Annotated in this window: 20 protein-coding genes and 3 tRNA genes; 9 read left to right on the forward strand and 14 right to left on the reverse strand. The window is 68.9% G+C overall.

Annotation, left to right across the window (positions count from 1 at the left end; genetic code table 11):
- Positions 1 to 90: 90 nt before the first annotated feature.
- Positions 91 to 405, reverse strand: a complete 315-nt coding sequence (locus tag AC3ERS_RS01075; RefSeq protein ID WP_431962492.1) for a hypothetical protein — start codon at positions 403 to 405, stop codon at positions 91 to 93.
- Between the two features lie 304 nt (positions 406 to 709).
- Here AC3ERS_RS01075 and AC3ERS_RS01080 point away from each other — a divergent pair, with 304 nt between their 5' ends.
- Positions 710 to 1,114: a hypothetical protein gene (locus AC3ERS_RS01080; RefSeq protein ID WP_431962494.1), complete on the forward strand. Its 405-nt coding sequence runs from the start codon at positions 710 to 712 to the stop codon at positions 1,112 to 1,114.
- A gap of 44 nt (positions 1,115 to 1,158) precedes the next feature.
- Positions 1,159 to 1,734, forward strand: a complete 576-nt coding sequence (locus tag AC3ERS_RS01085; RefSeq protein WP_431962496.1) for a dihydrofolate reductase family protein — start codon at positions 1,159 to 1,161, stop codon at positions 1,732 to 1,734.
- A 501-nt stretch (positions 1,735 to 2,235) separates the two neighbouring features.
- On the opposite strand, the gene AC3ERS_RS01090 is transcribed toward AC3ERS_RS01085, so the two are convergent.
- Positions 2,236 to 2,317, reverse strand: a tRNA-Leu gene (locus AC3ERS_RS01090).
- Positions 2,318 to 2,705: 388 nt separating this feature from the next.
- On the opposite strand from AC3ERS_RS01090, the gene AC3ERS_RS01095 reads away from it, so the two are divergent.
- Positions 2,706 to 12,062: a fatty acid synthase subunit beta domain-containing protein gene (locus tag AC3ERS_RS01095; protein ID WP_431962498.1), complete on the forward strand. Its 9,357-nt coding sequence runs from the start codon at positions 2,706 to 2,708 to the stop codon at positions 12,060 to 12,062.
- Positions 12,063 to 12,193: 131 nt separating this feature from the next.
- Entirely contained in the window at positions 12,194 to 12,631 is a 438-nt protein-coding gene (acpS, locus tag AC3ERS_RS01100; RefSeq protein WP_431962500.1) for a holo-ACP synthase AcpS, read from the forward strand.
- Positions 12,632 to 12,647: 16 nt separating this feature from the next.
- On the opposite strand, the gene AC3ERS_RS01105 is transcribed toward acpS, so the two are convergent.
- On the reverse strand, positions 12,648 to 13,268 hold the full coding sequence (locus AC3ERS_RS01105; RefSeq protein WP_357455373.1) for a TetR/AcrR family transcriptional regulator: 621 nt from the start codon (positions 13,266 to 13,268) through the stop codon (positions 12,648 to 12,650).
- 411 nt (positions 13,269 to 13,679) lie between these two features.
- On the opposite strand from AC3ERS_RS01105, the gene AC3ERS_RS01110 reads away from it, so the two are divergent.
- Positions 13,680 to 14,885 carry a hypothetical protein gene (locus AC3ERS_RS01110; protein WP_431962502.1) on the forward strand — a complete coding sequence of 402 codons (1,206 nt, stop codon included), beginning with the start codon at positions 13,680 to 13,682 and terminating at the stop codon, positions 14,883 to 14,885.
- A gap of 61 nt (positions 14,886 to 14,946) precedes the next feature.
- On the opposite strand, the gene AC3ERS_RS01115 is transcribed toward AC3ERS_RS01110, so the two are convergent.
- A complete protein-coding gene (locus tag AC3ERS_RS01115) occupies positions 14,947 to 15,735 on the reverse strand; it encodes an ABC transporter permease (protein ID WP_431963553.1) in 789 nt (262 codons plus the stop codon).
- A gap of 17 nt (positions 15,736 to 15,752) precedes the next feature.
- Positions 15,753 to 16,724, reverse strand: a complete 972-nt coding sequence (locus AC3ERS_RS01120) for an ATP-binding cassette domain-containing protein (protein ID WP_431962504.1) — start codon at positions 16,722 to 16,724, stop codon at positions 15,753 to 15,755.
- Between the two features lie 174 nt (positions 16,725 to 16,898).
- Between AC3ERS_RS01120 and AC3ERS_RS01125 the strand changes: the two genes are divergently transcribed.
- Positions 16,899 to 17,630 carry a TetR/AcrR family transcriptional regulator gene (locus tag AC3ERS_RS01125; protein ID WP_431962506.1) on the forward strand — a complete coding sequence of 244 codons (732 nt, stop codon included), beginning with the start codon at positions 16,899 to 16,901 and terminating at the stop codon, positions 17,628 to 17,630.
- Between the two features lie 71 nt (positions 17,631 to 17,701).
- Here the strand turns inward: AC3ERS_RS01125 and bcp are convergent, their stop codons facing one another.
- A complete protein-coding gene (gene bcp / locus AC3ERS_RS01130; RefSeq protein ID WP_431962508.1) occupies positions 17,702 to 18,172 on the reverse strand; it encodes a thioredoxin-dependent thiol peroxidase in 471 nt (156 codons plus the stop codon).
- A 140-nt stretch (positions 18,173 to 18,312) separates the two neighbouring features.
- Between bcp and AC3ERS_RS01135 the strand changes: the two genes are divergently transcribed.
- A complete protein-coding gene (locus tag AC3ERS_RS01135; RefSeq protein ID WP_357403066.1) occupies positions 18,313 to 18,534 on the forward strand; it encodes a DUF3618 domain-containing protein in 222 nt (73 codons plus the stop codon).
- Between the two features lie 67 nt (positions 18,535 to 18,601).
- On the opposite strand, the gene AC3ERS_RS01140 is transcribed toward AC3ERS_RS01135, so the two are convergent.
- Both AC3ERS_RS01140 and AC3ERS_RS01145 read right to left on the reverse strand, forming a co-directional pair.
- A complete protein-coding gene (locus AC3ERS_RS01140) occupies positions 18,602 to 18,895 on the reverse strand; it encodes an excalibur calcium-binding domain-containing protein (RefSeq protein ID WP_357403068.1) in 294 nt (97 codons plus the stop codon).
- Between the two features lie 133 nt (positions 18,896 to 19,028).
- Entirely contained in the window at positions 19,029 to 20,006 is a 978-nt protein-coding gene (locus tag AC3ERS_RS01145; RefSeq protein WP_431962511.1) for a pirin family protein, read from the reverse strand.
- A 79-nt stretch (positions 20,007 to 20,085) separates the two neighbouring features.
- On the opposite strand from AC3ERS_RS01145, the gene AC3ERS_RS01150 reads away from it, so the two are divergent.
- Positions 20,086 to 20,550 carry a MarR family winged helix-turn-helix transcriptional regulator gene (locus AC3ERS_RS01150; protein ID WP_431962513.1) on the forward strand — a complete coding sequence of 155 codons (465 nt, stop codon included), beginning with the start codon at positions 20,086 to 20,088 and terminating at the stop codon, positions 20,548 to 20,550.
- Between the two features lie 3 nt (positions 20,551 to 20,553).
- Here the strand turns inward: AC3ERS_RS01150 and AC3ERS_RS01155 are convergent, their stop codons facing one another.
- The 3 genes from AC3ERS_RS01155 to AC3ERS_RS01165 all read right to left on the reverse strand — a co-directional run bounded on the left by AC3ERS_RS01155 (position 20,554) and on the right by AC3ERS_RS01165 (position 22,389).
- On the reverse strand, positions 20,554 to 20,868 hold the full coding sequence (locus AC3ERS_RS01155) for a hypothetical protein (protein ID WP_431962515.1): 315 nt from the start codon (positions 20,866 to 20,868) through the stop codon (positions 20,554 to 20,556).
- 80 nt (positions 20,869 to 20,948) lie between these two features.
- On the reverse strand, positions 20,949 to 21,608 hold the full coding sequence (locus AC3ERS_RS01160) for a transglycosylase SLT domain-containing protein (RefSeq protein WP_431962517.1): 660 nt from the start codon (positions 21,606 to 21,608) through the stop codon (positions 20,949 to 20,951).
- Between the two features lie 708 nt (positions 21,609 to 22,316).
- A tRNA-Lys gene (locus AC3ERS_RS01165) sits at positions 22,317 to 22,389 on the reverse strand.
- A gap of 315 nt (positions 22,390 to 22,704) precedes the next feature.
- On the opposite strand from AC3ERS_RS01165, the gene AC3ERS_RS01170 reads away from it, so the two are divergent.
- Entirely contained in the window at positions 22,705 to 23,919 is a 1,215-nt protein-coding gene (locus tag AC3ERS_RS01170) for a L,D-transpeptidase (RefSeq protein WP_431962519.1), read from the forward strand.
- A gap of 71 nt (positions 23,920 to 23,990) precedes the next feature.
- On the opposite strand, the gene AC3ERS_RS01175 is transcribed toward AC3ERS_RS01170, so the two are convergent.
- The 3 genes from AC3ERS_RS01175 to orn all read right to left on the reverse strand — a co-directional run bounded on the left by AC3ERS_RS01175 (position 23,991) and on the right by orn (position 25,288).
- Complete coding sequence (locus tag AC3ERS_RS01175) at positions 23,991 to 24,380, reverse strand: hypothetical protein (protein ID WP_431962521.1); 390 nt, start codon at positions 24,378 to 24,380, stop codon at positions 23,991 to 23,993.
- A gap of 129 nt (positions 24,381 to 24,509) precedes the next feature.
- Positions 24,510 to 24,582 (reverse strand) — tRNA-His (locus tag AC3ERS_RS01180).
- 55 nt (positions 24,583 to 24,637) lie between these two features.
- Positions 24,638 to 25,288, reverse strand: coding sequence for an oligoribonuclease (orn, locus tag AC3ERS_RS01185; RefSeq protein WP_431962523.1), 651 nt, complete (start codon positions 25,286 to 25,288; stop codon positions 24,638 to 24,640).
- Positions 25,289 to 25,502: the final 214 nt, after the last annotated feature.

Below are 25,502 nucleotides of genomic sequence, written 5' to 3' on the forward strand. Positions count from 1 at the left end.
AGCCCGGTTGGTCGAACCTGGCTTCACACGATCGGTACTCGATGCAGTTGAGCCCGGCACGCTGTGCGTGTCCGGGCTCAGTCACCGGCGCTAGCGGCCCCAGCCCCAGCCGCCCCAGCCACCCCAGCCGCCCCAACCCCAGCCGCCCCAGCCGCCCCAACCCCAACCGCCCCAGCCCCAGCCGCCCCGACCCCAGCCACCCCAGCCCCAGCCCCAACCACCCCAGCCAGGGCCGTGACCCCAACCGGGGCTGTCGACGAGTTGGGTTGCAGACGTGGGCGTCGTTGCGTGCGCGGTAGGCGCTTGCGTCGCGGCTGCGACGACCGGAATCGCGGCAACTGCGGCTATACCGGCGGCCGCCGCCAACCGGGCGAACTTCGTGTGTGAATTCTTTCTGTTGATCATGATAGGACTCCGAAATGCTGTCCCGACCTGCTCGAAGTCTACGCGGTTTCGCCGAACTCTAGAAGTCGCCGCGTCGACCAATCTATAATGCCCGCCACCTTCCCCACTGTTGCTCAATCCGAGGATGCCCCGCGTACTCCGTGGCGGAGGGGGCCGCGCATATCGAGGCGCGGTGTCAGTGGGGGTGTCAGGTCTGTGTCAGGTCGGTGTCAGTCGGCCCGGCGAGGGTGTGTACATCGAACACAACGACCGGCGCCGACACCGTTCCAGTCGGTGCCACAACCGATTTCGAGGAGTACACGACATGTCCATCACCATCACCTTGACCGACCAGGACAAGAGCACACTGCGCACCGCCGCCTACGGCGCCGTGTCGCTGATGGCCGCCTCCGGTGCGCCGCACAAGGGCATCGCGCACGGCTCCATCGCCCTGACCTCGGCGACCGGGCTGGTCGGGCATGTGCTCGCCGCCAAGTCCAAAGACATCCACCTGCACGGCAAGTCCGTCGCCGAACTCGCCGACCAGGTGCTGCCTGCCCTGACCGCAGCGATGAGCCTGCTCGGCAAGCAACATCCGGGCGAGGCCGACAACTTCCGCGGCACCGTCCTGGTCGCCGTCGAAGCCGCCGCCGGGTCCCGCAAGAGCGAGCCCAGCCCCGCCGTTGCTGCGATGGCCCGCAAGATCACCGCGGCCCTCGACGCCGCCTGACGGATGCGGGGCAGCGGCACAGTTTTCAGATCTCAGGAGGAATTTTGACGCGTGAACTGGTCTACACGGGCTTCATGTCACTCGACGGTGTCGTGGACTCGCCGGGAGGTAAGGAGGAGGGGCACCGCAGCGGCGGTTGGGTGATGGACACCGAGTTCGTGCCCGAGGCCTACTCGCTCAAGGGTGAAGAACTCGCCGACACGACGGCACTGATGTTCGGCCGTCGCAGCTACGAGGCGTTCGCCCCGATCTGGCGCGACTCTGCGGATCACGCCGCGTACAAGGAACTTCCCAAGTACGTGGTCTCGACCAGCCTCGAAGACGACGCCGTGATCGAGGGATGGGGTCCGATCACGATCCTGCGGTCGATCGACGATATCGCCGAACTGAAGCGGGGCGATGGCGGCGCCGTCTTCATTCACGGCAGCGCCGAGCTGGCACGGCGTCTGGCGGACGCCGATCTGATCGATCGGTACAACCTGCTCGTCTTCCCGGTGCTGCTGGGGGAGGGCAAGAGTCTGTTCAGCCGGGCGGACCGGGACAAGCGGCAACTGCGCCTGAAGGAGTCCGCGACCTACTCCAATGGAGTGGCCAAGCTCGTCTACGACGTCGTGCGCTGAGCGGGATCGAGCGCGATCACGCCTCCGCGGTCCTCATGCGAGGTGCCGAGGGATGTAGAGCTCGCGTTTCGATAGTCGCGTCGCCGTGGGCGCCGTTTCCTTGGGAAACACTCGTGCGCCCTCGGCGACGCGCTCGACCGCGGCCACGATCGCCGCGGTTGACAACTGTTTCGGCAGCGAGGCCACCGCACCGGATCGGTCCCGCGTCGCCGACGGTGCACGTGCCGTAGACGATGGTGTCGTCGGCGACGCGCATGGTGGGGCCCGTGGGCATGGGACCGTGGCTGAGTTCCTGAAGCGGGGATTGCGGCGGAACGACGGGTGCGATCATCGCCGATCACCCCGGCCGGCAAACTCCGAGTGTGTCATTGATAACGCGGATTTTGGCAGATCTGCCAGATGTTTCCGCAGGTCAGGGCGAGTAATCGCAGGTCGCCTCTGTGTGCGCGAGCGCACTCGAACGCACGGATACCGAAAAGTGACATCAATGACGTGAATTTGTGCGCGAGAGGGGACTTGAACCCCTACGTCCGTGGACACCAGAACCTAAATCTGGCGCGTCTGCCAATTTCGCCACTCGCGCTTGATGGTACGACCGTCCAAACTCTACCGGGCTTGACCGGGATCGCGAAGCTTCTGTGAGGAGTGTCGTACTGGCCGGTAACCCCACCAGGGATTATAACGATTCAATAACGGTCAACATGAGGGGCACTCATGTTTCATACGTGTTGGTAACCCGGTAGACCAGCGCGTTCAAACATGAGGACGAGTCATGTTTTTCGTCATTCTGGTACGGACGTACGGAAATACTCGGGCGTACGGACCCCTCGGCGGACCAAACGTGAGGATTTCCTCATGATTTTGTGCCATCCTCGCCCGTATCAGGCCTAGAGGTCGAAGACGACCCGCGCACCGGAGGAAGCGGCGTGTCGACATCGGGCATGTCGCCAGGAGAAGGAAGTCGAATCGTCTTGACGATCAACGAGAGCACCGAGACCGGGACCGGAGCGAGCGCCAAGGTGGTCAGGACGGCCGGGCAGGCAGCCGGCGTGCGATCGCCCCTGCTCGATCGTTTGCTGAACGGGACGCCGTACGCGCTGGCCTTCGGGGGGCAGGGCGCGCAGTGGCTGGGCGAACTGGAAGAGATCGGGCGCGACAGCGCGCTGGAGCCGGAGCTGACCGCGTTGGTCAACGAGGCGGCCGCGCTGCTGGAGCCCGTTGCGGCACAACTGCTCGTGGTGCGGCCGGTCGGATTCGACCCGGTCGCGTGGATGCTCGAGGACGAGCTGGTCGACACCGATCAAGGCGAGACCTCGGCCGCGCCGTCGGATCAGGTGTTGCGGTCGGCCGCGGTGTCTATGCCTGGCGTGCTGCTGACCCAGCTGGCGGCGCTGCGGGCGCTGCGGTTGCAGGGCCTCGATCCGGCCGAGCACGAGCCGGTCGCCGTGGTCGGGCATTCGCAGGGCCTGCTGGCCGCCGCCGCGGTGCGGTCGGGCGGCACGCAGGACGCCGAGTTGCTGGCGATCGCGCAGCTGGTCGGCGCGGCGGGCAATCTCGTCGCGCGGCGGCGCGGCCTGATGCCGGTGGGCGAGCGCTCGCCGATGGTGGCGGTATCGAATGTCGATCCCGAGCAGTTGCGCGCGGTGGTCGCGGAGGTTGCCGAGGGTGTGAGTCCGGATGCCGCGGCCGTGGTCGCGATCCTCAACGGGCGGCGTAGGGCGGTGCTCTCGGGCATCCCGACGCAGCTGGAGCGGGTGCGGCAGCGCTGCGCGCAGATCTCCGACGAGCAGACCCGCGCGCGCGACGCGAAGGTGCGCGGCGGTGCGGTGTTCGCGCCCGTCTTCGAGGACGTGTCGGTCGACGTCGCGTTCCACCACCCCGCGCTCGCCGACACGGTCGAGATGGTGTCCGGCTGGGCCGCGCAGTGCGGGCTGGACGAGGAGCTGGCCGGTTCGCTCGCGAAGGCCATCCTCGTCGATCCGGTGGACTGGGTGCAGTCGGTGGACGACGTGATCGCCGCGGGCGCGCAGTGGATTCTGGATCTCGGCCCCGGTGATCTGCTCAGCCGGGTCACCGGCGGATCGCTGAAGGGTAGCGGCGTCGGCATCGTCGCCGCCGCGACCCGTCCCGGCCAGCGCAGCCTGCTGACCCCCGGCGCCGCGCCCGAGCGGGCGCGGCCGTGGTCGGACTACGCGCCGCGTCCGGTGCGGCTGCCGAACGGCCGGATCGTGGTGGAGACCTCGTTCACCAAGCTGACCGGTCGCTCGCCGATCCTGCTCGCGGGCATGACGCCGACCACCGTGGACGCCAAGATCGTCGCGGCCGCGGCGAACGCGGGCCACTGGGCCGAGCTCGCGGGCGGCGGCCAGGTGACCGAGCAGATCTTCGCCGACCGGGTCGCCGAGCTGAAGCAGCTGCTGCACCCGGGTCGCGCGGTGCAGTTCAACTCGCTGTTCCTCGATCCGTACCTGTGGAAGCTGCAGCTGGGCGGCAGGCGCCTGGTGCAGCGGGCCCGCAGCGCGGGCGCCCCGTTCGACGGCGTGATCGTCACCGCGGGTATCCCCGAGCTCGACGAGGCCGTCGCGCTCATCCAAGAGCTCACCGAGGTCGGCATCTCGCATGTCGCGTTCAAGCCGGGCACCGTCGCGCAGATCCGCGCGGTGCTGCGGATCGCCGACGAGGTCCCCGACTACCCGGTGATCATGCACATCGAGGGCGGCAAGGCGGGCGGTCACCACTCCTGGGAAGACCTGGACGACCTGCTGCTGGAGACCTACGCCGAACTGCGCAACCGCGCCAACGTGGTGGTCTGCGTCGGCGGCGGCATCGGAACCCCCGAGCGCGCCACCGAATACCTCACCGGCGTGTGGTCGGCCGCGCACGGCTACCCGGTGATGCCGCTGGACGGAGTGCTGGTCGGCACCGCGGCGATGGCGACCCTGGAGGCCACCACCGCGCCCGAGGTGAAGCAGCTGCTCGTCGACACCCCCGGCACCCCCGACTGGGTCGGCGCGGGCACCGCGTCCGGCGGAATGGCGTCGGGCCGTAGCCAATTGGGCGCCGACATCCACGAGATCGACAACGCCGCCTCGCGCACCGGCCGCCTGCTCGACGAGGTCGCGGGCGACGCCGACGCGGTCGCCGCCCGGCGCGACGAGATCATCGCGGCGCTGAACGGCACCGCCAAGCCGTACTTCGGCGATCTCGGCACCATGACCTACCTGGACTGGCTGGAGCGCTACGTCGAGCTGGCCGTCGGCTTGGACCGCCGCAAGGATTTCGACTGCGGCAGCGATCTCGGCGACGCCATCCTCGACGCCACCCGCTCGGTGTGGCTCGACATCACCTGGCGGGACCGCTTCGCGGAGATGGTGCGGCGCACCGAATCCCGGTTGCATCCGGCCGATCGCGGCGAGATCCCGACGCTGTTCGCCGACGACACGGCGTTCGAGCGTCCGGTCGACGCGCTGTGCGCACTGAAGCAGCAGTACCCGGCCGCCGCGCAGACCCTGCTGCACCCGGCCGACGTGCCGTTCTTCGTCGCGCTGTGCAAGATCCCCGGCAAGCCGGTCAACTTCGTGCCGGTCGTCGACGCCGACGTGCGGCGCTGGTGGCGCTCGGATTCCCTGTGGCAGGCGCACGACCCGCGCTACTCGGCCGATCAGGTGTGCATCATCCCCGGCACCGTGGCGGTCGCGGGCATCACCCGGATGGACGAGCCGGTCGGTGAGCTGCTCGACCGCTTCGAACAGGACACCGCCTACTCGCTGGTGCGTGCGGGCGTGGTGCCGACCCCGGTCGACGCGCGCCGCGCCGCGGGCGTGACGAACGGTCCGATCGACGCGGTGCTGGCCGCCCCCGACGTGCAGTGGTCGGGCCGCACCACCGTGAACCCGGTGCACCGGCTCGGCGACGTCGCCGAATGGACCGTGGACGGCAGGGGCGCGGTGCACCCGCGCACCGGAGCCACCCTGGTCGAGACCACCGGTCCCGAGGGCGACGATTCCTACGTCGAGCTGACCGTCCCGCTGCTGCGCAGCGACGCGGTGCGCATCCGGATCACCGTCCCCGTCTCCACCTACAACGGCGGCGCGCCGGTGATCACCGAGGACGACGCCGAGGCCGCCATGGCGGAGCTGCTCGCGGTCGCCGCGGGCCAGTCGCTGCCGGAGGTCAAGGGCGGGGTGGCGCACGTCAACCTGGCCTGGACCCCGGATCTCATCGCCGACCACGCAGGCGTCACCGGCTCCGGTCTGCCCGCTTCGCTGAGCACGCTGGGCCGCACCGTGCCCGACGTGCTGGTCGGCGCCTGCTGGCCCACGGTGTTCGCGGTGCTCGGCGCGACCCGCACCGGCGACGCGCGTTCGGTCATCGAGGGCATGCTCGACCTGGTGCATCTCGACCACCAGATCGAGCTGCTGCGCGAACTGCCTTCCACCACGAGCATTCTCGTGGTCCGCGCGGAGTCGAAGTCGGTGCTCGACACCGACATGGGCCGCGTGGTCGAGGTGGAGGTCACCGTCGGCGAGATGCGGGACAAGGGCCTCGACGTGGTGCCGTTGGCCCGGCTCAGCGAGCGGTTCGCCATCCGCGGCCGCAACGGCGCGGGCGAACTCGCCGATCCCCCGCGGGCCGGAGGCACGGCCGCGCAGGCCGCCGACACGCCGCGCCGCCGTCGCCGTGACGTCACTCTCGTCGCGCCGCGTGCCATGCACGCCTTCGCGACGGTGTCCGGCGACCACAACCCGATCCACACCAGCGACAACGCCGCCAAGCTCGCCGGGCTGGGCAGCCCGATCGTGCACGGCATGTGGCTGTCGGCCGCCGCGCAGCACGCGGTGTCCGCCGTGGATCCCGAAAGCTCGATTCCCGCACGCACGCTCACCGCGTGGACCACCCGCTTCCTCGGCATGGTGCGTCCCGGCGCGGAGATCGATGTGCGAGTCGAGCGGATCGCCGTCGACGCGGGCAGCGAGATCGTCGAGGTCTCCTGCCGCACGGGCGGCGATCTCGTGATGACCGCGACCGGCCGCACGAAGGCGCCGAAGACCGTGTACGCCTTCCCGGGGCAGGGCATCCAGCGCAAGGGGATGGGTCTGGACGCCCGGTCGCGGTCCAAAGCGGCCAAGGAGATCTGGGAGCGCGCCGACAAGCACACCCGCGAGGCGCTCGGCTTCTCCATTCTGGCCGTGGTGCGTGACAACCCGACCTACCTCAAGGCGCGCGGCGTCGAGCACCGGCACCCGGACGGCGTGCTGCACCTGACGCAGTTCACCCAGGTCGCGATGGCGACTCTCGGCGTCGCCCAGGTCGCCGAGCTGCGCGAGGCGGGTGCGTTCGTCGAGGGCGCCATGCTCGCGGGCCACTCGGTCGGCGAGTACAACGCGCTCGCCGCCGTGGCGGGCGTGCTGCCGCTGGAGGCGGTGCTCGAGGTGGTGTTCCAGCGCGGTTCGGCGATGCACGAGCTGGTGCCGCGGGATGCCCAGGGCCGCAGCGACTACCGGATGGCCGCCATCCGGCCCTCGCAGATCGGTCTGGCCGACGAGGACGTGATCGGGTTCGTCGGCGACGTGTCCGAGCAGACCGGCGAATTCCTCGAGGTCGTCAACCTGAACCTGCGCGGCTCGCAGTACGCGATCGCGGGCACGGTCGCGGGCCTGGAGGCGCTGGAGGTCGAGATCGACCGCCGCCGCGCCGAATTCGGCGGCAAGCGGGCCTTCATCCTGGTGCCTGGCATCGACGTGCCCTTCCACTCCACCGTGCTGCGCAAGGGCGTGCCGGAGTTCCGGCAGAAGCTCGCGCAGCTGCTGCCCGAGGACCTGCACCCGGAGGTGCTCCTCGGCCGCTACATCCCGAACCTGGTGCCGAGGCCGTTCACGCTGGAGCGCGCGTTCGTCCAGGAGATCGCGGATCTGGTGCCGTCGGAACCGCTGGTCGCGGTGCTCGCCGACTTCGACAGCTGGGCGGCCCGGCCTGCCGAGCTGTGCCGGGTGGTGCTGATCGAGTTGCTCGCGTGGCAGTTCGCCAGCCCGGTGCGCTGGATCGAGACCCAGGACCTGCTGTTCACCGATGCCGCGCACGGTGGCCTCGGCGTCGAGCGGTTCGTCGAGATCGGTCTCGGCGCGACGCCGACCGTGGCGAACCTGGCCAGTCAGACCCTGAAGCTGCCGAGCTTCGGCACCGCCACCGTCGAGGTGCTCAACATCGAGCGCGAAGCCGGGGTCGTCTACGCGACCGACACCGATCCCGCGCCGGTCGACGAACCCGACGAGACTCCGGCCGAGACCGCGGCTCCGGCCGCCGCCGCGCCCGCCGCGGTGGCCGCCCCCGCCCCGGTCGCGAGCTCCGGCGGACCTCGCCCCGACGACATCGTGTTCACCGCCGCCGACGCCACCCGGGTGCTCATCGCCCTGTGGACCAAGCTGCGGCTGGACCAGATCGGGCCGGTCGACACCATCGAGGGCCTCTGCGACGGCGTCTCCTCGCGGCGCAACCAGCTGCTCGTCGACCTCGGCTCGGAGCTCTCGCTCGGCGCCATCGACGGCGCGGCCGACGCCGACATGGGCGCGCTGTCGGCCACCGTGGAGCGGCTGGCGCGCACCTACAAGCCGTTCGGCTCGGTGCTCTCCGACTCGATCAACGACCACCTGCGCAAGGTGTTCGGCCCGTCCGGCAAGCGACCTGCCGCGATCGCCGAGCGCGTCAAGAAGGTGTGGGAACTCGGTGACGGCTGGGCCAGCCATGTCACCGCCGAGGTCTCGCTCGGCACCCGTGAAGGGGCCAGCGTGCGCGGCGGCGATCTCGGCGGACTGGTCGCCGGCGCGCTGAGCGACGGAGCCTCGGTCGACGCCGCCATCGACGCGGCCGTGCAGGCGGTCGCCGCCCGGCGCGGTGTCGCGGTGTCGCTGCCCGCGGCAGGCGGTGGCGGCGGCGCCACGGTCGACGCGGCGGCGCTCGGCGAGTTCACCGAGCAGATCACCGGCCGCGGCGGCGTGCTCGCCTCGGCGGCCCGGGTGATCCTCGAGCAGCTCGGCCTCGCCGAGCAGGTGTCCGCGCCGGAGGCCACCGAGGACACGCTGGTCGACCTGGTGTCGGCCGAATTGGGTTCGGACTGGCCGCGTTTGGTCGCGCCCGCGTTCGACGGACGCAAAGCGGTGCTGATCGACGACCGCTGGGCGACCGCGCGCGAGGACCTCGCGCGGCTGTGGCTGCTGGACGACATCGCCTCGGCCGACGGACCGGTAGACGGCTTCCTCGGCGCGGGCGAAGCGGTTGCCGCGCAGGCCGAATGGTGGCGCGAGCAGGCCAAGCACGAGGCACGCTCGGTGCTCGCCGGGCTGTACGAGCGCATCGCCGAGGCCGCGCGTGGCGGCGAAGAGCCGGGTCTGTGGTCGGACGACATCGCGGTGATCACCGGCGCGAGCAAGGGTTCCATCGCCGCGGCGGCGACCGGACGCCTGCTCGGCGGCGGCGCGACCGTCATCGTCACGACCTCGAGCCTGAGCGACGAACGGATGGCCTTCTACAAGAAGCTCTACCGCGAGAACGCCAGGCACGGCGCCGCCCTGTGGGTCGTGCCCGCCAACATGGCCTCCTACCAGGACGTCGACGCGCTGATCGACTGGGTCGGCAGCGAGCAGGTCGACACCGTCGGCGGCGCGAAGGTCAAGACCAAGGACGCCATGACTCCGACCCTGCTGCTGCCGTTCGCGGCGCCGCGGGTCGCGGGCGACCTCGCCGACGCGGGCGCGCGCGCCGAAATGGAGATGCGCGTGCTGCTCTGGTCGGTGGAGCGCCTCATCGGCGGGCTGTCCAAGCTCGGCGCCGACCACGACGTGGACGCGAAGCTGCATGTGGTGCTGCCCGGTTCGCCGAACCGCGGCATGTTCGGCGGCGACGGCGCCTACGGCGAGTCGAAGGCCGCGCTCGACGCGGTGGTCGCCAAGTGGCGGGCCGAGAAGTCCTGGTCGACGCGGGTCACCCTGGTGCACGCGCTGATCGGCTGGGTGCGTGGCACCGGTCTGATGGGCCACAACGACCCGATGGTGGAGGCCGTCGAGAAGGCGGGCGTGCAGACCTGGTCCACCACCGAGATGGCCGACGAGCTGCTCAAGTGGTGCACCTCGCGAGCCCGCCAGGTGACCGCCACCGGTCCGCAGCAGATCGATCTGACCGGCGGGTTGGCAAGGGCCAAGCTGGATCTGCCCGCGCTGGCCAAGGAGGCGGCCGAGCGGGAAGCGGACGAGACCGCGGAAACCGCCGCGGCCGCGACCATTCCGGCGCTGCCCGCGCCGCCGGCCATGACTTCGGCGCTGCCGGTGCCGGAATGGGGTGAGGTCACCGCCGATCTCGCCGACATGGTGGTCATCGTCGGCGCGGCCGAGCTCGGCCCGTACGGTTCCTCGCGCACCCGCTTCGAGATGGAGGTCTCCGACGAGCTCTCCGCCGCGGGCGTGCTCGAACTCGCCTGGACCACCGGGCTCGTCACCTGGGAGAACGACCCCAAGCCGGGATGGTACGACGCCGAATCCGGCGACTACGTCCCGGAGTCCGAGCTGGCCGAGCGCTACCACGACACCGTGGTCGCCCGCTGCGGCATCCGCCGCTACGAGGACGACGGCGCCATGCTCGACAACACCGCGCCGCTGATGACCTCGGTCTTCCTCGACCAGGATCTGTCGTTCACGGTCGGCGGCGAGGCCGAGGCCCGCGCCTTCCACACGGCCGACCCGGAGCACACCGTCATCGCGCCGGTGCCGGACTCCGGCGACTGGACGGTGACCCGCAAGGCGGGCACCGAGATTCGGGTGCCGCGCAAGGCCAAGCTGTCGCGCACCGTCGGCGGCCAGATCCCCACCGGCTGGGATCCCACCATCTGGGGCATCTCCGCCGATATGTCCGCCTCGGTGGACCGGGTCGCGCTGTGGAACATCGTCTGCACGGTGGACGCGTTCGTCGGCTCCGGCTTCAGCCCCGCCGAGCTGATGAGCTGGGTGCACCCCTCGCTGGTGGCCAACACCCAGGGCACCGGCATGGGCGGCATGTCGTCGATGCGCTCGCTCTACGTGGACAACCTGCTCGGCGAATCGCGGCCCAACGACATCCTGCAGGAGGCGCTGCCGAACGTGGCCCTCGCGCACGTGGTGCAGTCCTACGTGGGCAGCTACGGCGCGATGGTGCATCCGGTGGCGGCCTGCGCCACGGCGGCGGTGTCCGTCGAGGAGGGCGTCGACAAGATCCGGCTCGGCAAGGCCGAGGTGGTCGTGGCGGGCGGCTTCGACGATCTGGGCATCGAGGGCATCGTCGGCTTCGGTGACATGTCGGCCACCGCGGACTCGGCGGCCATGAGCGCCAAGGGCATCAGCGATCGGTACTTCTCCCGCGCCAACGACCGCCGCCGCGGCGGCTTCGTGGAATCGCAGGGCGGCGGCACCGTGCTGCTGGCCCGCGGTGACGTGGCGCTGGAGATGGGCCTTCCGGTGCTCGGCGTGGTGGCCTACGCGCAGTCCTTCGCCGACGGCGTGCACACCTCGATCCCGGCGCCCGGCCTCGGCGCGCTCGGCGCGGGTCGCGGCGGACGCGAGTCCCGGTTCGCCGCGGAGCTGCGCAAGCTCGGCGTCACGCCGGACGAGATCGCGGTGGTGTCCAAGCACGACACCTCCACCGCGGCCAACGACCCGAACGAGTCCGAGCTGCACGAGCGGCTGGCCACGGCGATCGGTCGTTCGGACGGCGCGCCGCTGTTCGTCGTCTCGCAGAAGAGCCTGACCGGACACGCCAAGGGCGGTGCTGCCGCGTTCCAGCTGATCGGCCTGTGCCAGATGCTGGAAACCGGTGTGGTGCCGCCGAACCGGAGCCTGGACTGCGTCGACGAGAAGATGCAGGCCTACCCGCACCTGGTGTGGCCGCGTGAGGCGCTGCGCTTCGGCGAGCGGTTCCCGCTCAAGGCCGGTCTGGTGACCTCGCTCGGCTTCGGGCACGTCTCCGGTCTGCTCGCGGTGGTGCACCCGCAGGCGTTCCTCCAGGCGATCGAGCCGGTGCGGCGCGACGAGTACCAGCGCCGAGCCGAGCAGCGGCAGCTGGCCGGACGGCAGCGGATGGTCGAGGCCATGTGCGGCGGTGCGCCGCTGTACGAGCGGCCCGCGGACCGACGGCTCGGCGGAGAAGGCACGCCCGCCAAGCGGATTCGTCAGCTGGAGGCGGACATGCTGCTCTCGCCGCAGGCCCGCCTCGGCGCGGACGGCGCCTACCGCGCCGACGGATTCGGTTGCGGCACGGGCGCGGTCATCGTCGGACAACTCGAGGGTGACGGATCTTTGGCTGAGTGACTTCGGCCACTACCCTTCACTCAGGCCGTCCGGTGCGGGCGGCCGGGACCCGGCCGGTTCGCCGGGTCCGGTGAACGGAGTGCGGTCGCGCGAGCGGCCGCACTCCACGAGGGTTGAGGAGCTGCGACGCATTGACCATTCTGGGGATCGGCCTGGACTTGGTGACCATCTCCGAGTTCGCCGAACAGCTCGAAAAATCCGGAACCACCATGCTCAGGGAGAGTTTCACCGCGGGCGAGCGGCGCTACTGCCAGAGCAAGGGCACCGACCCCGCGCGCAGTTTCGCCGCGCGCTGGGCGGCGAAGGAGGCGGTGCTCAAGGCGTGGGCGTCGTCGCGCTTCGCACGACGCCCGCAGATCGGCGACAACCCGTACCCGCTGATCGAGGTGGTCAACGACGCCTGGGGCAGGCCGAGCATCAAATTGCACGGTCTGGCGGCCGAATTCCTGCCGAGGGCAAGGGTGCATCTGTCGTTGACCCATGACGGCGACACGGCGGCGGCGATGGTCGTGCTGGAGGATCCGGGCGAGCTCGCCGATCTGATCGAGGGGCGCGAGACTTCCGGGTGAGCCGGGCCCACCGCGCTCAGCGCTCGCTGGCGGTGCGGGATTCCTTCTCCGCGACAAGCAGATACGCGACCATGAGCCGCTTGAGCTCGGCGACGGCCTCCGCGTGCGACTGCTCGTCCTGCACCGAGAAGTTGAGCATCGAGTACACGACGTGCACCAGGACCTCGGCCATCATGGTGCGCCGCACCCGCGGCGTGCGCGGGGTGAGCGGACGCAGCATCTGCGAGACGACCTCGGCGAACTGCTTCTCGTGGATCGCGCCGGTCGCCCGGGTGGACGGCGTCGACTGCATGGCCAGCCACACCTCGCGCCGGGACGGGTCGGTCATCCACAGGTTGGCCAGGTGGTCGACGAACTGGTTCATGTGCCGCAGCCAGTCCAGCGAGGGCACCTCGCCGTGGAAATCGGCCAGTTCCTGGGAAACGGCAACCAGATCTTGGCGATTCAGCTCGCAGACGATCACATACTTGTTGGCGAAGAACTGGTACAGCGTGCCGATCGGGACCTCGGCCCGCGCCGCGACTTCTTCACAGGTGAACGATTCGAAACCGACCTCGACCAGCAGTTCGCGGGAGGCCTGGAGCAGCGCGTCGAACTTGCGCTTACTGCGTTCCTGAGTCGGCCGCTTGCGCGGCATCAGCTCTTGCGGGTCGTCTTGCAATTCCAACGCGGGGTCCAGGTGTCGCTTCGACGGCTTCGACCTGGCCTCCGTGTTTACTTCCACGTATCCAGGCTAGCGGTACCGACACGCACGCGACACGCGCACTTGGTCTGCGTGTCCAGGTCTGTCACATTTCACCACCCATCCGTAGCGGTTGTGGCAGCGAACACTAACCGAGCGTGCGTGCATCCGCAGGCACGTTTTGCCAAGGGTGTTCGCCCACCTCGGCGCACCTCCGCCTTCGCTACGGCCGTGCGCGGGCTGGGGACGGACTCGGTCCGGACGCGTCCGCCGGTCGGGCGATCCATTCCGGAAAGTCACTGGGAGGGCGTATCTGTGGTAGCTCGATCTGTGGTAACTCTCGGCGTTTCCACCGAACGTGGCGCTGTGCACGCGGTAGCGCTCGCCGACACCGGCGAGAAGTTGCTCGACCGCGTGCTGGTCCACCTGGTGGCGAAGACGTACGGCGACACCAAGGCGCATGTGGCGGCAGCGGTCGAGACCGCGATGGACGAAGTCGCCGCGGAGATCGGACCGGAATGGGAGATCGCGGGCACCGCGGTCGCGTACCGTGACGCCGCCGAGCGCCGGGCCGTCGTGACCCAGCTGGCATCCGGTCCGTGGCGCACGGCGTCGCTGCTCTCGGCGAAATCCGCGCACCTGAGCGCGGCAGGGGCGATGACCTGGCTCGGTGAGTTCGACGATCTGCTGGTCTGCGAGGTGGTCCCGGGTCACCAGGCGTTCACGCTGGTCGATCGCGGTCGCGATCGGGTGCTGGCGGCGATAGCCCAGACCGGCCCCGCGAGCGAGGAGTCGCTCGGCGTCGCGGTGACCGCGGCGTGGGACCAGTTCGAAGCGGCCGCCGTCCGGCCGGACGCGGTGGTGCTGATCGGTTCCGCCGCGCACGCGCCCGCCGTGCGCGCGGCCGCGGACCGATTCGGCGCACCCGTGCTGCCCTGCCGGATCGCCTCGTCTGCCGCGGCCCTCGGCGCCGCGATGTTCGCCATGGACGACGTGCCGGAACTGGTGGACACCGTCGAGGAGCCGCGCGGCCGCCGGAGCACGCCCGCGGTGTTCGTCGCGGCCAGCGTGGTGGCCGCCGGTCTGGTCGCCGGCGGTGTGTACACGCTGAATAACTCCACGCGGTCGGTCGTGGCCGACGCGCGGACCACCGCCGACGCGCACGTGGTCTTCGACACCGGGTCGTCCAGCGGGATGATCATCGGTTCCTCGGTGCAGCCGGGACAGTTCCACCCCGACGGCGCGCGCCAGGATCCCGACCCGGAATCGGCCCCGCAGGCCTTCGACGTGACGGCTGTGTCGCAGCAAGTGACGCAGTACTGGGGCGGTCGCATCGGTCCGCTGACCCTGGAGGAGTACGAAGCAGCGCAGGAGTCCGAGCCCGCGGCCGCTCCGGTCCTTCCCGGCACCGGCATACCGTCCACCACCAGGGTCGGAGCGCCCAACGACGCCATGCTGTTCCCCGGCGAGGCGCCCCCGCCCGCGCCCTTCACCGCGGAGTTCTACCAGTGGTGGGACAACCACATGCGCCTGCTCGCGCAGTGGGCGTCGCAGCAGGTGACGCAGGCCTGACGAAGGACGAGAAGCCCGAAAGGCCCGGCGCCGCAGTGGCGCCGGGCCTTGTCGTTCGTGATCAGCCGCGGGTGCGCCGCCGGAAGAGTGCGCCCGCCGCCAGATAGCCGACCGCGGCGATGCCCGCACACCACAGCACCGCGAGCAGGGCACTGTCGCCGATGGGGGTGCCCATCAACAGGCCGCGCAAGGTCTCGATGACCGGCGTCACCGGCTGGTTCTCGGCGAACAGGTGCAGCCAGCTCGGCATCGAGCCGGTCGGCACGAACGCGCTGCTCACATAGGGCAGGAACATGAAGAAGAAGGTGAAACCGTTGGCCGCCTCGGGGTTTCGCGCGAGCAGGCCGATGGCCGCCGCCAGCCAGGAGAGCGCGAGCACGAACATGGCGATCACTCCGAGCGCGGCGAGCCAGCGCAGCGGGTCGGCGGTGGGGCGGAAACCCAGTGCGACCGCGACCACGATGACCAGACCCGTGGTGATCAGGTTGCGGATCAGGCTCTCTGCCACGTGCCCGGTGAGCACCGCCGACCGCGCGATGGCCATGGTGCGGAACCGGTCGACGATGCCCTCGGCCACGTCGGTGGAGATGCTGACGGCGGTGGTGGCGGCGCCGAAACCCGCGCACAGCAGGATGATTCCGGGCACCACGTAGTCGATGTAGGCGCCGGGTCCGACGTCCATGGCGCCGCCGAAGACGTAGACGAACATCAGCAGGATCATGACCGGCAGCGCGATCGTCATGATCATGGTGTCGGGGCTGCGCAGCGTGTGCCGCAGGTTCCGGTCCAGCATGGTCCCGGAGTCCTGGACGGTGCGCAGCACGCGCAGGGCTGGGGAGGGGGTGATCATGGGCGTGGTCTCGTTTCTCATGCGGCCGATTCGGTGCGGCTCTGGTGGCCGGTCAACGCGAAGAAGACGTCGTCGAGGTCGGGGGTGTGCACGGTCAGTCGCTCGACGGCGATGTCCAAGTCGGCGAAGCGGTCGAGCAGGCGTTTGACCTCGGCTGCGCTGCCGTCGGAAGGAACCTGGAGGGTCAGCTGCTCCGGATCCATCTGGCCGATCGTGGCCGGCGAGTGCTCGTCGACGGCGCGGGCGGCGGACGCCAGCAGGTGCCGGTCGGCGAAGCGGAGCAGGATGTGGCCGCCGGGGGCGAGGCGTTTGAGTTCCTCGGGCGTGCCTTCGGCGACGATGCGTCCATCGTCGAGCACGGCGATGTGGTCCGCGAGCTGGTCGGCCTCCTCGAGGTACTGCGTGGTGAGGAAGATGGTCGCGCCGTCGGCGGCGAGTTCCCTGATAGCGGACCACAAATCGCGGCGGCTGCGCGGGTCGAGGCCGGTGGTCGGTTCGTCGAGGAAGACGATGCGCGGCTCGCCCATCAGGCTCATGGCGAGATCCAGGCGCCTGCGCATGCCGCCGGAGTAGGAGCCGACCGGCCGATCGGCGGCGTCGACCAGGTCGAACCGTTCGAGCAGGGCGGCGGTGCGGTGGCGTGTCTCGGCCGCGCCCAGGTGCAGCAGCTTGCCGGTGAGCCGCAGGTTCTCGGTACCGGTGAGCACGCCGTCGACCGCCGCGTACTGGCCGGTGACGCCGATCAGCCTGCGGATGGCGTCGGGTTCGCCCGCCAGGTCGTGCCCGAAGACGCGGACCTCGCCGCGGTCCGGCTTGCTCAGCGTGGCGAGGATGCGCACCAGGGTGGTCTTGCCAGCCCCGTTCGGCCCGAGCAGCGAGAAGACCGTTCCCGCGGCGACTTTCAGATCGATGTCGGTGAGCACGGTGTGCGCGCCGAAGGACTTGCCGAGCCGGCGCACCGCGAGGGCGGGGAGTGGTTCGGGGGACATGGGATCTCCGATCCGAAAACTGTTTATCGAATAAACGTAGTTTATATAGTAAACAGTTCTTGGGCGCAAGAGGGATGCGGTGCAATGCGGAGTCCGTCGATAGACCCGCGCATGGCCGGAGCGAAGGCGGAGGTACGCCTAGAGTCGAGGCGAGCGAAGGAGGCTGAAGCGCAGATGACGACGTCGGACGACGCGGCGCTACCGAAGTCCGTGGAACTGTTGTGGCGGCTCGATCAGCCGGGTGGGCGCGGTCCGAAGCGTGGGCTGACGCTGGACCAGATCCTGGAGGCCGCGATCGAGGTGGCCGACGCGGAGGGCTACGCGGCGCTGTCGATGAATCGGGTCGCCAAGCAGCTCGGATTCACCGCCATGTCGCTCTACCGGTACGTCGACAGCAAGAACACCCTGGTCGAATTGCTGCTGGATCGAGTGGTGGGCGCCCCGCCGCGCATCCCGCCCGGCACACCGTGGCGGACAGGGCTGGAGTTCTGGGCGCGCAGCGAGTTCGACGTGGTCGGACGGCACCCGTGGTGGCTGGACATCCCGCTCAAGACGCCGCCGATGGGCCCGAACAACATGGCCTGGCTCGAGGCGGGACTCGCCACGCTCGCCGACACCCCGGTGCCCGAGCCCGTGCGGCTGCAATTGGTGATGAACCTGTCGCTCTACGTCATCGGCAGGCGCTGGGCCGCCAGGAACATCGCGGGCGGGACCGACGGTGAGGAGGACTTCACCGCGGCGCTGCACCGAGTGCTCGATCCGCAGCGATTTCCCGCGATAGTGTCCGCCCTCACCCACCGCGCCTTCGAGCAGGACGACATCGACTGGGAGAAAGCCGATTTCGAGTTCGGCCTGGCGCGCATGCTGGACGGCTACGAGACCCTCATCGGCTCCTTCGAGCGATGAGGTCCGCTCATGCCTGCGCCTCGCTGGCGCTCGGCTCCGGCATGCGCGATGCGCGCCGGCACACGATTCGCTCACACCGACAGGTCGCGGCGCAGCTTGGCGACGTGGCCGGTGGCGCGCACGTTGTACTGCGCGACCTCGATCTTGCCCTGCTCGTCCACCAGGAAGGTGGAGCGGATGACACCGGTGACGGTCTTGCCGTACATCGTCTTCTCGCCGAAGGCGCCCCACGCGGTGAGCACCGCGCGTTCCGGATCGGACAGCAGCGGGAAGGTCAGCCCTTCCGCGTCGCGGAACTTGGCCAGCTTGGCGGGCTTGTCCGGAGAGACGCCGAGGACGTCGATGCCCGCGTCGTTCAGTTCGGCGAGGTTGTCGCGGAAATCGCAGGCCTGCTTGGTGCAGCCGGGCGTGCTCGCGGCGGGGTAGAAGTAGACGATCACCTTGCGGCCGCGGTAATCGGCGAGCGAGACCTCCTTGCCGTCGGCGTCGGGCAGCGTGAACGCGGGGGCGGTATCGCCGGGGGAGAGTCGTTGGTTGGTCACGTCCTGCACGGTAACCGAACCGCCGTCGAGCGGGCGGATACACTCGTCCGCGAGCCCTGGTGACTCGCGAACGGCCGGTGGGAACGTCGTCCCCGGCCCGGTTCGCGCCCGGCGGCACGCCCATCGACAGGAGGACATACGTGGCGAAGGACACCGAGCGGATCGAGCGGGAGATCGAGGCGGCCCGCACTCGGCTGGCGAGCACTCTCGACGAGATCGCCGTGCGCGCCGATCCGCAGCGGATCGCGGACGACACCAAGAGCCTGGTCGTCGCCAAGCTGAACGAACCCAAGGTCAAGTACAGCTTGATCGGCGCCGGTGCGGTGATCGTCGGCCTCGTGCTCGTGAAGCTCTTCCGCTGAGTTTGCGGCAAACGAAAACACCCGGTGCGGCACTGCCACACCGGGTGTTTTTCGTCTATCGGCGGTATCAGACCGTCGGGCAGGCGAATCCGTCGCCGTCGGGATCCAGGTGCGGGCCGAAGCCCGGCTCGCCGCGGAAAATCGGTGCGCGACCCGCCGCGCGGGCGTCGTCGCAGTTGGCGAAGGCGCCACCGGCCGAGCCGGTCTGCGACACTCCCGCCGAACCGGTCGCGGCGGAACCGGTATCGATGGCGGAGGAGCCGGTTCCGCTGGAACCGGTCGGGGCGGCCAAGGCGGCGGGCGCCGCGAGGATGGTCAGTCCAGCGACGGCGGCGCTGACGGTAAGCCGGCGAACGTTCATGTATTCCTCTGTGTTCTGCGGTGGATGTGGCGCCTTGACGAGCGACGCCGCACCCACTGTTGCGATGGGCCGCCCAGTTGTCAACCGCGCGACACCCGAATTAGGGCCATTAGGGGCTATAGGGCGGCCTGGCTCAGTGTGTCGGAGGGGTGACCGACAGGTGTTCTGCCGGAATGTTGCCCATCCGTCCGGACTGGAAGTCCTCGATGGCCTGAATGATCTCCGCTCGGCTGTTCATGACGAAGGGGCCGTACTGAACGACGGGTTCGCGGATCGGTTGCCCGCCGAGCAGCAGCACTTCGAGATCGCCGGGGCGCTCGTGCTGCTTCGAATCCGCCTCGACGGAAATCGAATCGCCTGTCCCGAACACCGCGAGTTGGCCCGCCTCGATCGGCCTGCGCTCGGCGCCGACCGTCCCGCTGCCTGCGAGCACGTACGCCATCGCCGAGAAGTGCTGCGGCCAGGGTGTTTCCACACGGCCGCCCGGGCTGATCGACGCGTGCGCGTAGGCGATCGGCGTGTAAGTCGAACCGGGACCGGCGAATCCGCCGACCTCGCCCGCGATCAGCCGCACCAGTGCGCCGCCGTCGTGCGAGCTGACCAGGGTCAGTTCGCTGCCGCGCAGATCCTGATAGCGCGGTGCGGCGAACTTCATGGCGCGCGGCAGGTTCACCCAGAGTTGCACGCCGTGGAACAGCCCGCCGGTGACCACCAGCTCTTCGGGCGGCACCTCGTCGTGCAGAATGCCGGAGCCCGCGGTCATCCACTGGGTGTCGCCCTCGCTGATGACACCGCCGCCGCCGTGGGAGTCGTGGTGGGCCATGGTGCCGTCGAGCATGTAGGTGACGGTCTCGAAGCCGCGGTGCGGATGCCAGGGAGCGCCCTTGGCCTCGTGCGGTTCGTAGGTCACCGGGCCCATCTGATCGAGCAGGATGAAGGGGTCGGCGGTCCGCAGGTCGATGCTCGGGAACGGCCGGGTGACCTCGAATCCCGCGCCTTCGCGCTGCTTGTGCGCGGTGACGATCTGCCGGACCGGTCGTTCGCGCATGGTCTCGTCGGGGCGGGGCAGGCGCAGTAGCACCAGGATGTTGTCGGCGGCGATGGCGGGCATGGGGAGCACCTCCTGTGCGGCTGGCCAGTCTCGGCCTGTTGGTGTCCATGTCAACCAAAGGGGGATTAGGATCATTCCCGTGGTGCGATGGCTGAGCGACGACGAGCAGGAGACCTGGCAGGCCTACATCCGGCTGCGCCAGCGGATGGACGCGGCGATCATGGCCGGGCTGGCCCGCGACGGACTCTCGCTCGCCGACTACGAGCTGCTCGTCCCGCTCTCCGCCGCGCCGGACGGACGCCTGCGCGCCAAGGAGCTCGCGGCGGAGGTGTGCTGGGAGAAGAGCAGGCTGTCCAAGCACCTGGCCAGGATGGCGGCGCGGGGGTTGGTCGAGCGGCGTCCATCGGAGGAGGACGCGCGCGGGATCGTCGTCGAGTTGACGGCGGCGGGTCGCACCGCACTCGAGCACGCCGCGCCCAACCACGTGGATCTGGTCCGTCGTGTCTTCATCGATCCGCTGACCGACGCGGAGGCGGGCGCGCTCCGGTCGCTGTCGGACAAGGTCAGCGCCACCGCGCAGCGCGTCACCGATCTTTCGATCTGATCGCTACGACCACGGCGTGATCGGGGGCTTCACCCACAGCAGCTTCTCGTCCACGTGCGCGCGGTGTGCGGCGGGATGGTTCGGATTGCGAGCGGCCCATGCGTTCTTCTCGTCGAGCAGGCGGGCGACGGCCAGCCAGGTCTCGTCGGTGCTCGGCGGATTCGACTCGGCGGCGCGGGCCAGTTTGCGGCGGGTCGCCGCGGGCATGTCGAGCAGTTCGGACCCGCTGACATCGCGGTCCCATAAATAAACGGCCAAGCGGCGGGCCTTCTCGGCCCTGCGGCTGACCGACGCGTCGGAGTGCGCGTAATCGGCCACGCGGGCATCCTACGACGAACGCCCCGCACCCGGTCGTGGTGACCGGAGGCGGGGCGTTCGTTCGTGGTGCTGGAGCCGGATCAGTACGCGCTGTTCACGTTGTCCATGCTGCCGTAGCGGTGCGCGGCGTAGTTGCAGGCGGCGACGATGTTGGCCACCGGATCCCAGACGTCGAACGGGGTGCCTTCGACGTGGTAGGCCGCGAAGGTCGGGTCGATGACCTGGAGCAGACCCTTGGACGGGATGCCCATGGCGGCGTTGGAGTCCCACAGGTTGATGGCCTGGGGGTTGCCACTGGACTCGCGGATGATGTTGCGGTGGATGCCCTCGTAGCTGCCGGGGATGTTGTTGGCGTGCATGATGTCGAGGGCCTGGCGGATCCAGCCGTCCAGGTTGTTCTCGTACACCGGCGGGGCCGGGGCGGGCATCGGCGCCGGAGCGGGCGCGGGCGCGGGCTCGGGCATCGGCGCCGGAGCGGGCAGCGGCACGACTTCCGGCACGGGAGCCGGGGCCAGGGCCGGAGCCGGGACGGCCTCGGGCATGGGGGCGGGGACCGGGGCGGGAGCGGCGGCGGGCTGCTCCTCGGCGACCATGGCGACGCGGGCCGGAACGCTGTCATCGGCCACCGACACCGCCGACGAAGCGGCGACGGCCACGATGCCGGCCGCTGCCACGGCGAAGGTCAGGCCCTCGCGGAGGGTGGTGCTGCGGCGCAGGGTGGAAAGGCGGCTGTGAGGCATTTCTGAGTTCCTTGTTAGGGGACAGGGGGGTCCGGCCGCACTCAGGCAGCGCGGATCCGGCGGCGGACGCTCATGGTGTTCGCCGAGAAAGTTCGATGTGCTGTTGTGGATTTGGTTGTGGAGGACACTCCGGTCCTCGGAACGCGACGAGCTGTATGCGGGTACCGGACGGATCGGGCCCGGGCCGCGGCGTCGCGCGGAACTCCACAGCGCGTGGAGCGATATGCGGAAGGTTGGCGATCGGGATTTGTTGCGGCTTCGCACCCGGGGGCCGGAGTGAACCTTGATCGGGTCCGTGCGGCCGTTTTCCGAATGCGTGTAAACAACACCTCGGTCTAACCAAACCTCAGGTCTCTTTGCGACCTGATTGCAGAATGGTCACGGAAGGTGAACGGAAGGTGAACGAGAGCTGAATGATAGAAGCTGTCGATCTTGGAACCGACAGGTCGTCGTTACCTAAACGCGATGTATGCAGGGAGTTTGCTCTTAAACGCGTTGTGCCCGAGGTCACAAAATTGATGTAGTGACGTGGGTCTATTTGCCTGTTCCAGGCCCGATTCGGGCCGATTTCGGGTCCGGGTAACTGCCCAGATCACGGCGTCGTTACCTTCGCGGGACCGCTCGCCGAACAACGTTTGGACACTGTTCGGACAAGAAAAGACCGTGCCCTTGCCCAAACGTAGCTGGGACCTGGCACGGTCTGTACTGTGCGCCATCAGGGACTCGAACCCCGAACCCGCTGATTAAGAGTCAGCTGCTCTGCCAATTGAGCTAATGGCGCCTGCCCCGGTGTTCCGGTGCGGGACAAACATTAACAGGCCCGACCCGAAAGAGTGAAATCGCCTGGTGAGGGGCTGTTTCGCGTGGTCGGCGACAGATGTTAACACCGGGCCCTTCAAACCTGATCTATCCGGTGGAACTCGGCCCGGTCGCGATGGTGTTCGCGTTGGATCGGTCTTCGACGGACTGGCAGAATGGCAGGACGTGGTCTCGACCGATCCCGCCGGCGCGGTGGGTTGAGCTTCTGTAGTCGGTTGGATCCGAAGCCATCGGCGCATGTCTGGACCACGCGCCGGGACTTGAAACGGGGTTGATTATGAGCATTTGTCGAGGTCGGCGGCGTTCGATACGAATACTCAGCGCACCTTTGGTAGCGCTCGCCGTGATCGCACTGGGATCGACAGGATGCTCGTCCTCGTCCGGCACCGCGGACGCCGCCGTCGCTATCGACCGTAACCCGATCACCGAATTGATCAAGCCGAAGCTGCTCGCCCCCGTCAAGGACGGTGACAAAGGTGTATCGCCCGGCATGCCGCTGACCTTCAAGGTCGATGACGGCAAGTTCACCACTGTGACGTTGGTCAATCAGCAGGGTTCTCCGGTCGCCGGCAACCTGGCCGCCGACGGCCGGACCTGGGAGACCGCCGAGGTGCTCGGCTACGGCAAGACCTACCGGCTCACCGCCGACGCGATCGGTCTCGGCGGCGCCAACACCACCACGCTGAGCTTCACCACCAGTTCGCCGAACAATCAGACCAAGCCGTACCTGATCCCGGGGGAGGGTGAAGTCGTCGGCATCGGCCAGCCGGTGGCGATCCAGTTCGACGAGAACATTCCGGACCGCAAGGCGGTCCAGGATGCGATCAAGATCACCGCCAACCCGCCGGTGGAAGGCGCGTTCTACTGGGTGAACAACCGCGAAGTCCGTTGGCGGCCAGAGCATTTCTGGGCGCCGGGCACCAAGGTCGACATCCAGGTGAACGTCTACGGCAAGAATCTCGGCAACGGGCTGTACGGCCAGGACAACATCACCTCGCACTTCGTCGTCGGCGATGCTGTGATCTTCACCGCGGACGACAACACGCACCAGGTGGTCGTCGAGCAGAACGGACAAGTGGTCCGCACCATGCCGACCTCGATGGGCAAGGACAGCACGCCCACCGACAACGGCGTCTACATCGTCGCCGACAGGCACGAGAAGATCATCATGGACTCCTCGACCTACGGTGTCGCGGTGAACTCCTCGGACGGCTACCGCACGCCAGTCGACTTCGCGACCCGAATCTCCTACAGCGGCATCTTCTTCCACTCGGCTCCGTGGTCGGTGGGCGCGCAGGGCTACTCGAACACCAGCCACGGCTGCCTGAATCTGAGCCCCGCGAACGCGCAGTGGGTGTTCAACTTCGCCAAGCGCGGTGACATCACGATCGTGAAGAACACCGTGGGCGGCACGCTGTCCGGTACCGACGGCCTCGGCGACTGGAACATCCCGTGGTCGGAGTGGAAGGCGGGCAACGCGGACGTCGGCTAGCGCGTCGGCGAGTCCGCCATGGCAGCGAAAAGGCCCCCGGTTGAGCGCCGGGGGCCTTTTTCGTGCGTGGGCTAGGGGATGTTGGGCCCGGGGGTGCCCGCGCAGGTGAGGTTGGCGTTCATCGCGCTACCGATGGCCGCGCAGAGCAGCGGGCCGCCGAAGATGATCCGCTCCAGCTGGGAGCCCGAGCCGGTGGTGGTCGCGCCGCCCGACGATCCGGTGCTGGACGAGGATCCGCTGGTGATGCCCGCGGAACCGGAGTCGGCGGGCAGGTCGATCGGAGTCGCCTCGCGCGCCGCCGAGGCGGTGCCTCCGGACCCGCCGAGCAAGGTGGCGCCGACGAGGGCTGCGAGAACGGCGGAACGCTTCACGTAGTGCTTTTCTTTCTCCTCGACCGGGTGATGCCACCGCGGCACACCCTGGTGCCGCAGTTTACGACCGCGCGGGGAGATCCGGGACACATTTGGAACCATCTGTGTTTCAGAACGCATTCCAGTGCTGTGCGCTCCGGTGAGTTGCTCAGGGGCGACGTGCGTTCCGCTTGAAAACGCGAAATGCGCGAGCCCTTAGGACTCGCGCATTTCGCTCGGGGTGAGTGACGGGACTCGAACCCGCGACATCCAGGATCACAACCTGGTGCTCTACCAACTGAACTACACTCACCATCGCCGGTGAAATACCGGCGCGCTAGATACTAGCGTGCCGTACCCGCGATTCCCTAATCGGCTTCCAACATGCCGTTTCGCGGCGCCGCGGCCGCGGGCTTGGCCCCGCCGCTGAGCTGGGCGGCCACCGCGGCGATCTCCGTGGTGGACGGGCCGGGCGGCGTAACGAACGCGGTGCGCCGGTAGTACTCGAGTTCGCGGATGGATTCCTTGATATCGGCGAGGGCGCGGTGGGTGAGGCCCTTCTCCGGCTGGCCGAAGTAGATGCGCGGGTACCAGCGGCGGCACAGCTCCTTGATGGAGCTCACATCGATCATCCGGTAGTGCAGGTGGCTGTCCAGCGCGGGCATGTCGCGGGCGATGAAACCGCGGTCGGTGGCGATCGAATTGCCTGCCAGCGGAACGGTTCCCGCGACGGGAGCGTACGCGCGGATGTAGTCGAGCACTTGCTGCTCGGCCTCGGCGAGGGTGACCGTGGAGCGGCGCACCTCTTCGGTCAGCCCGGAGCGCTCGTGCATGTCGGCGACCACCGGGGGCATGGCGGCCAGCGCCTCGTCATCGGCGTGGATGACGATGTCGACGCCGTCACCGAGAATGTTGAGGTCGCTGTCGGTCACGAGAGCGGCCACCTCGATCAGCTTGTCGCTGTCCAGGCGCAGGCCGGTCATCTCGCAATCCATCCACACCACAAGTTTGTCGCTCACTGGACACACCGTAGCCCTATGGTCGTCGTCGATTGGCGCATCGGGTCGCGCTGTATCGCAAGCGCCAAATTTGACACCACAAGTTTGTCGGACACTCCGGCAACCTTACTGCCATCGTCGCGCCCAGCCTCCGCGAACAAGCGCGTTCGCCTTCCGCGCGCCGACACCACCGCGCCACGCACGCCGAAACAACCGTGCCGTGCGTGCCCGGACC

The sequence above is a fragment of the Nocardia sp. bgisy134 genome (assembly GCF_057708325.1).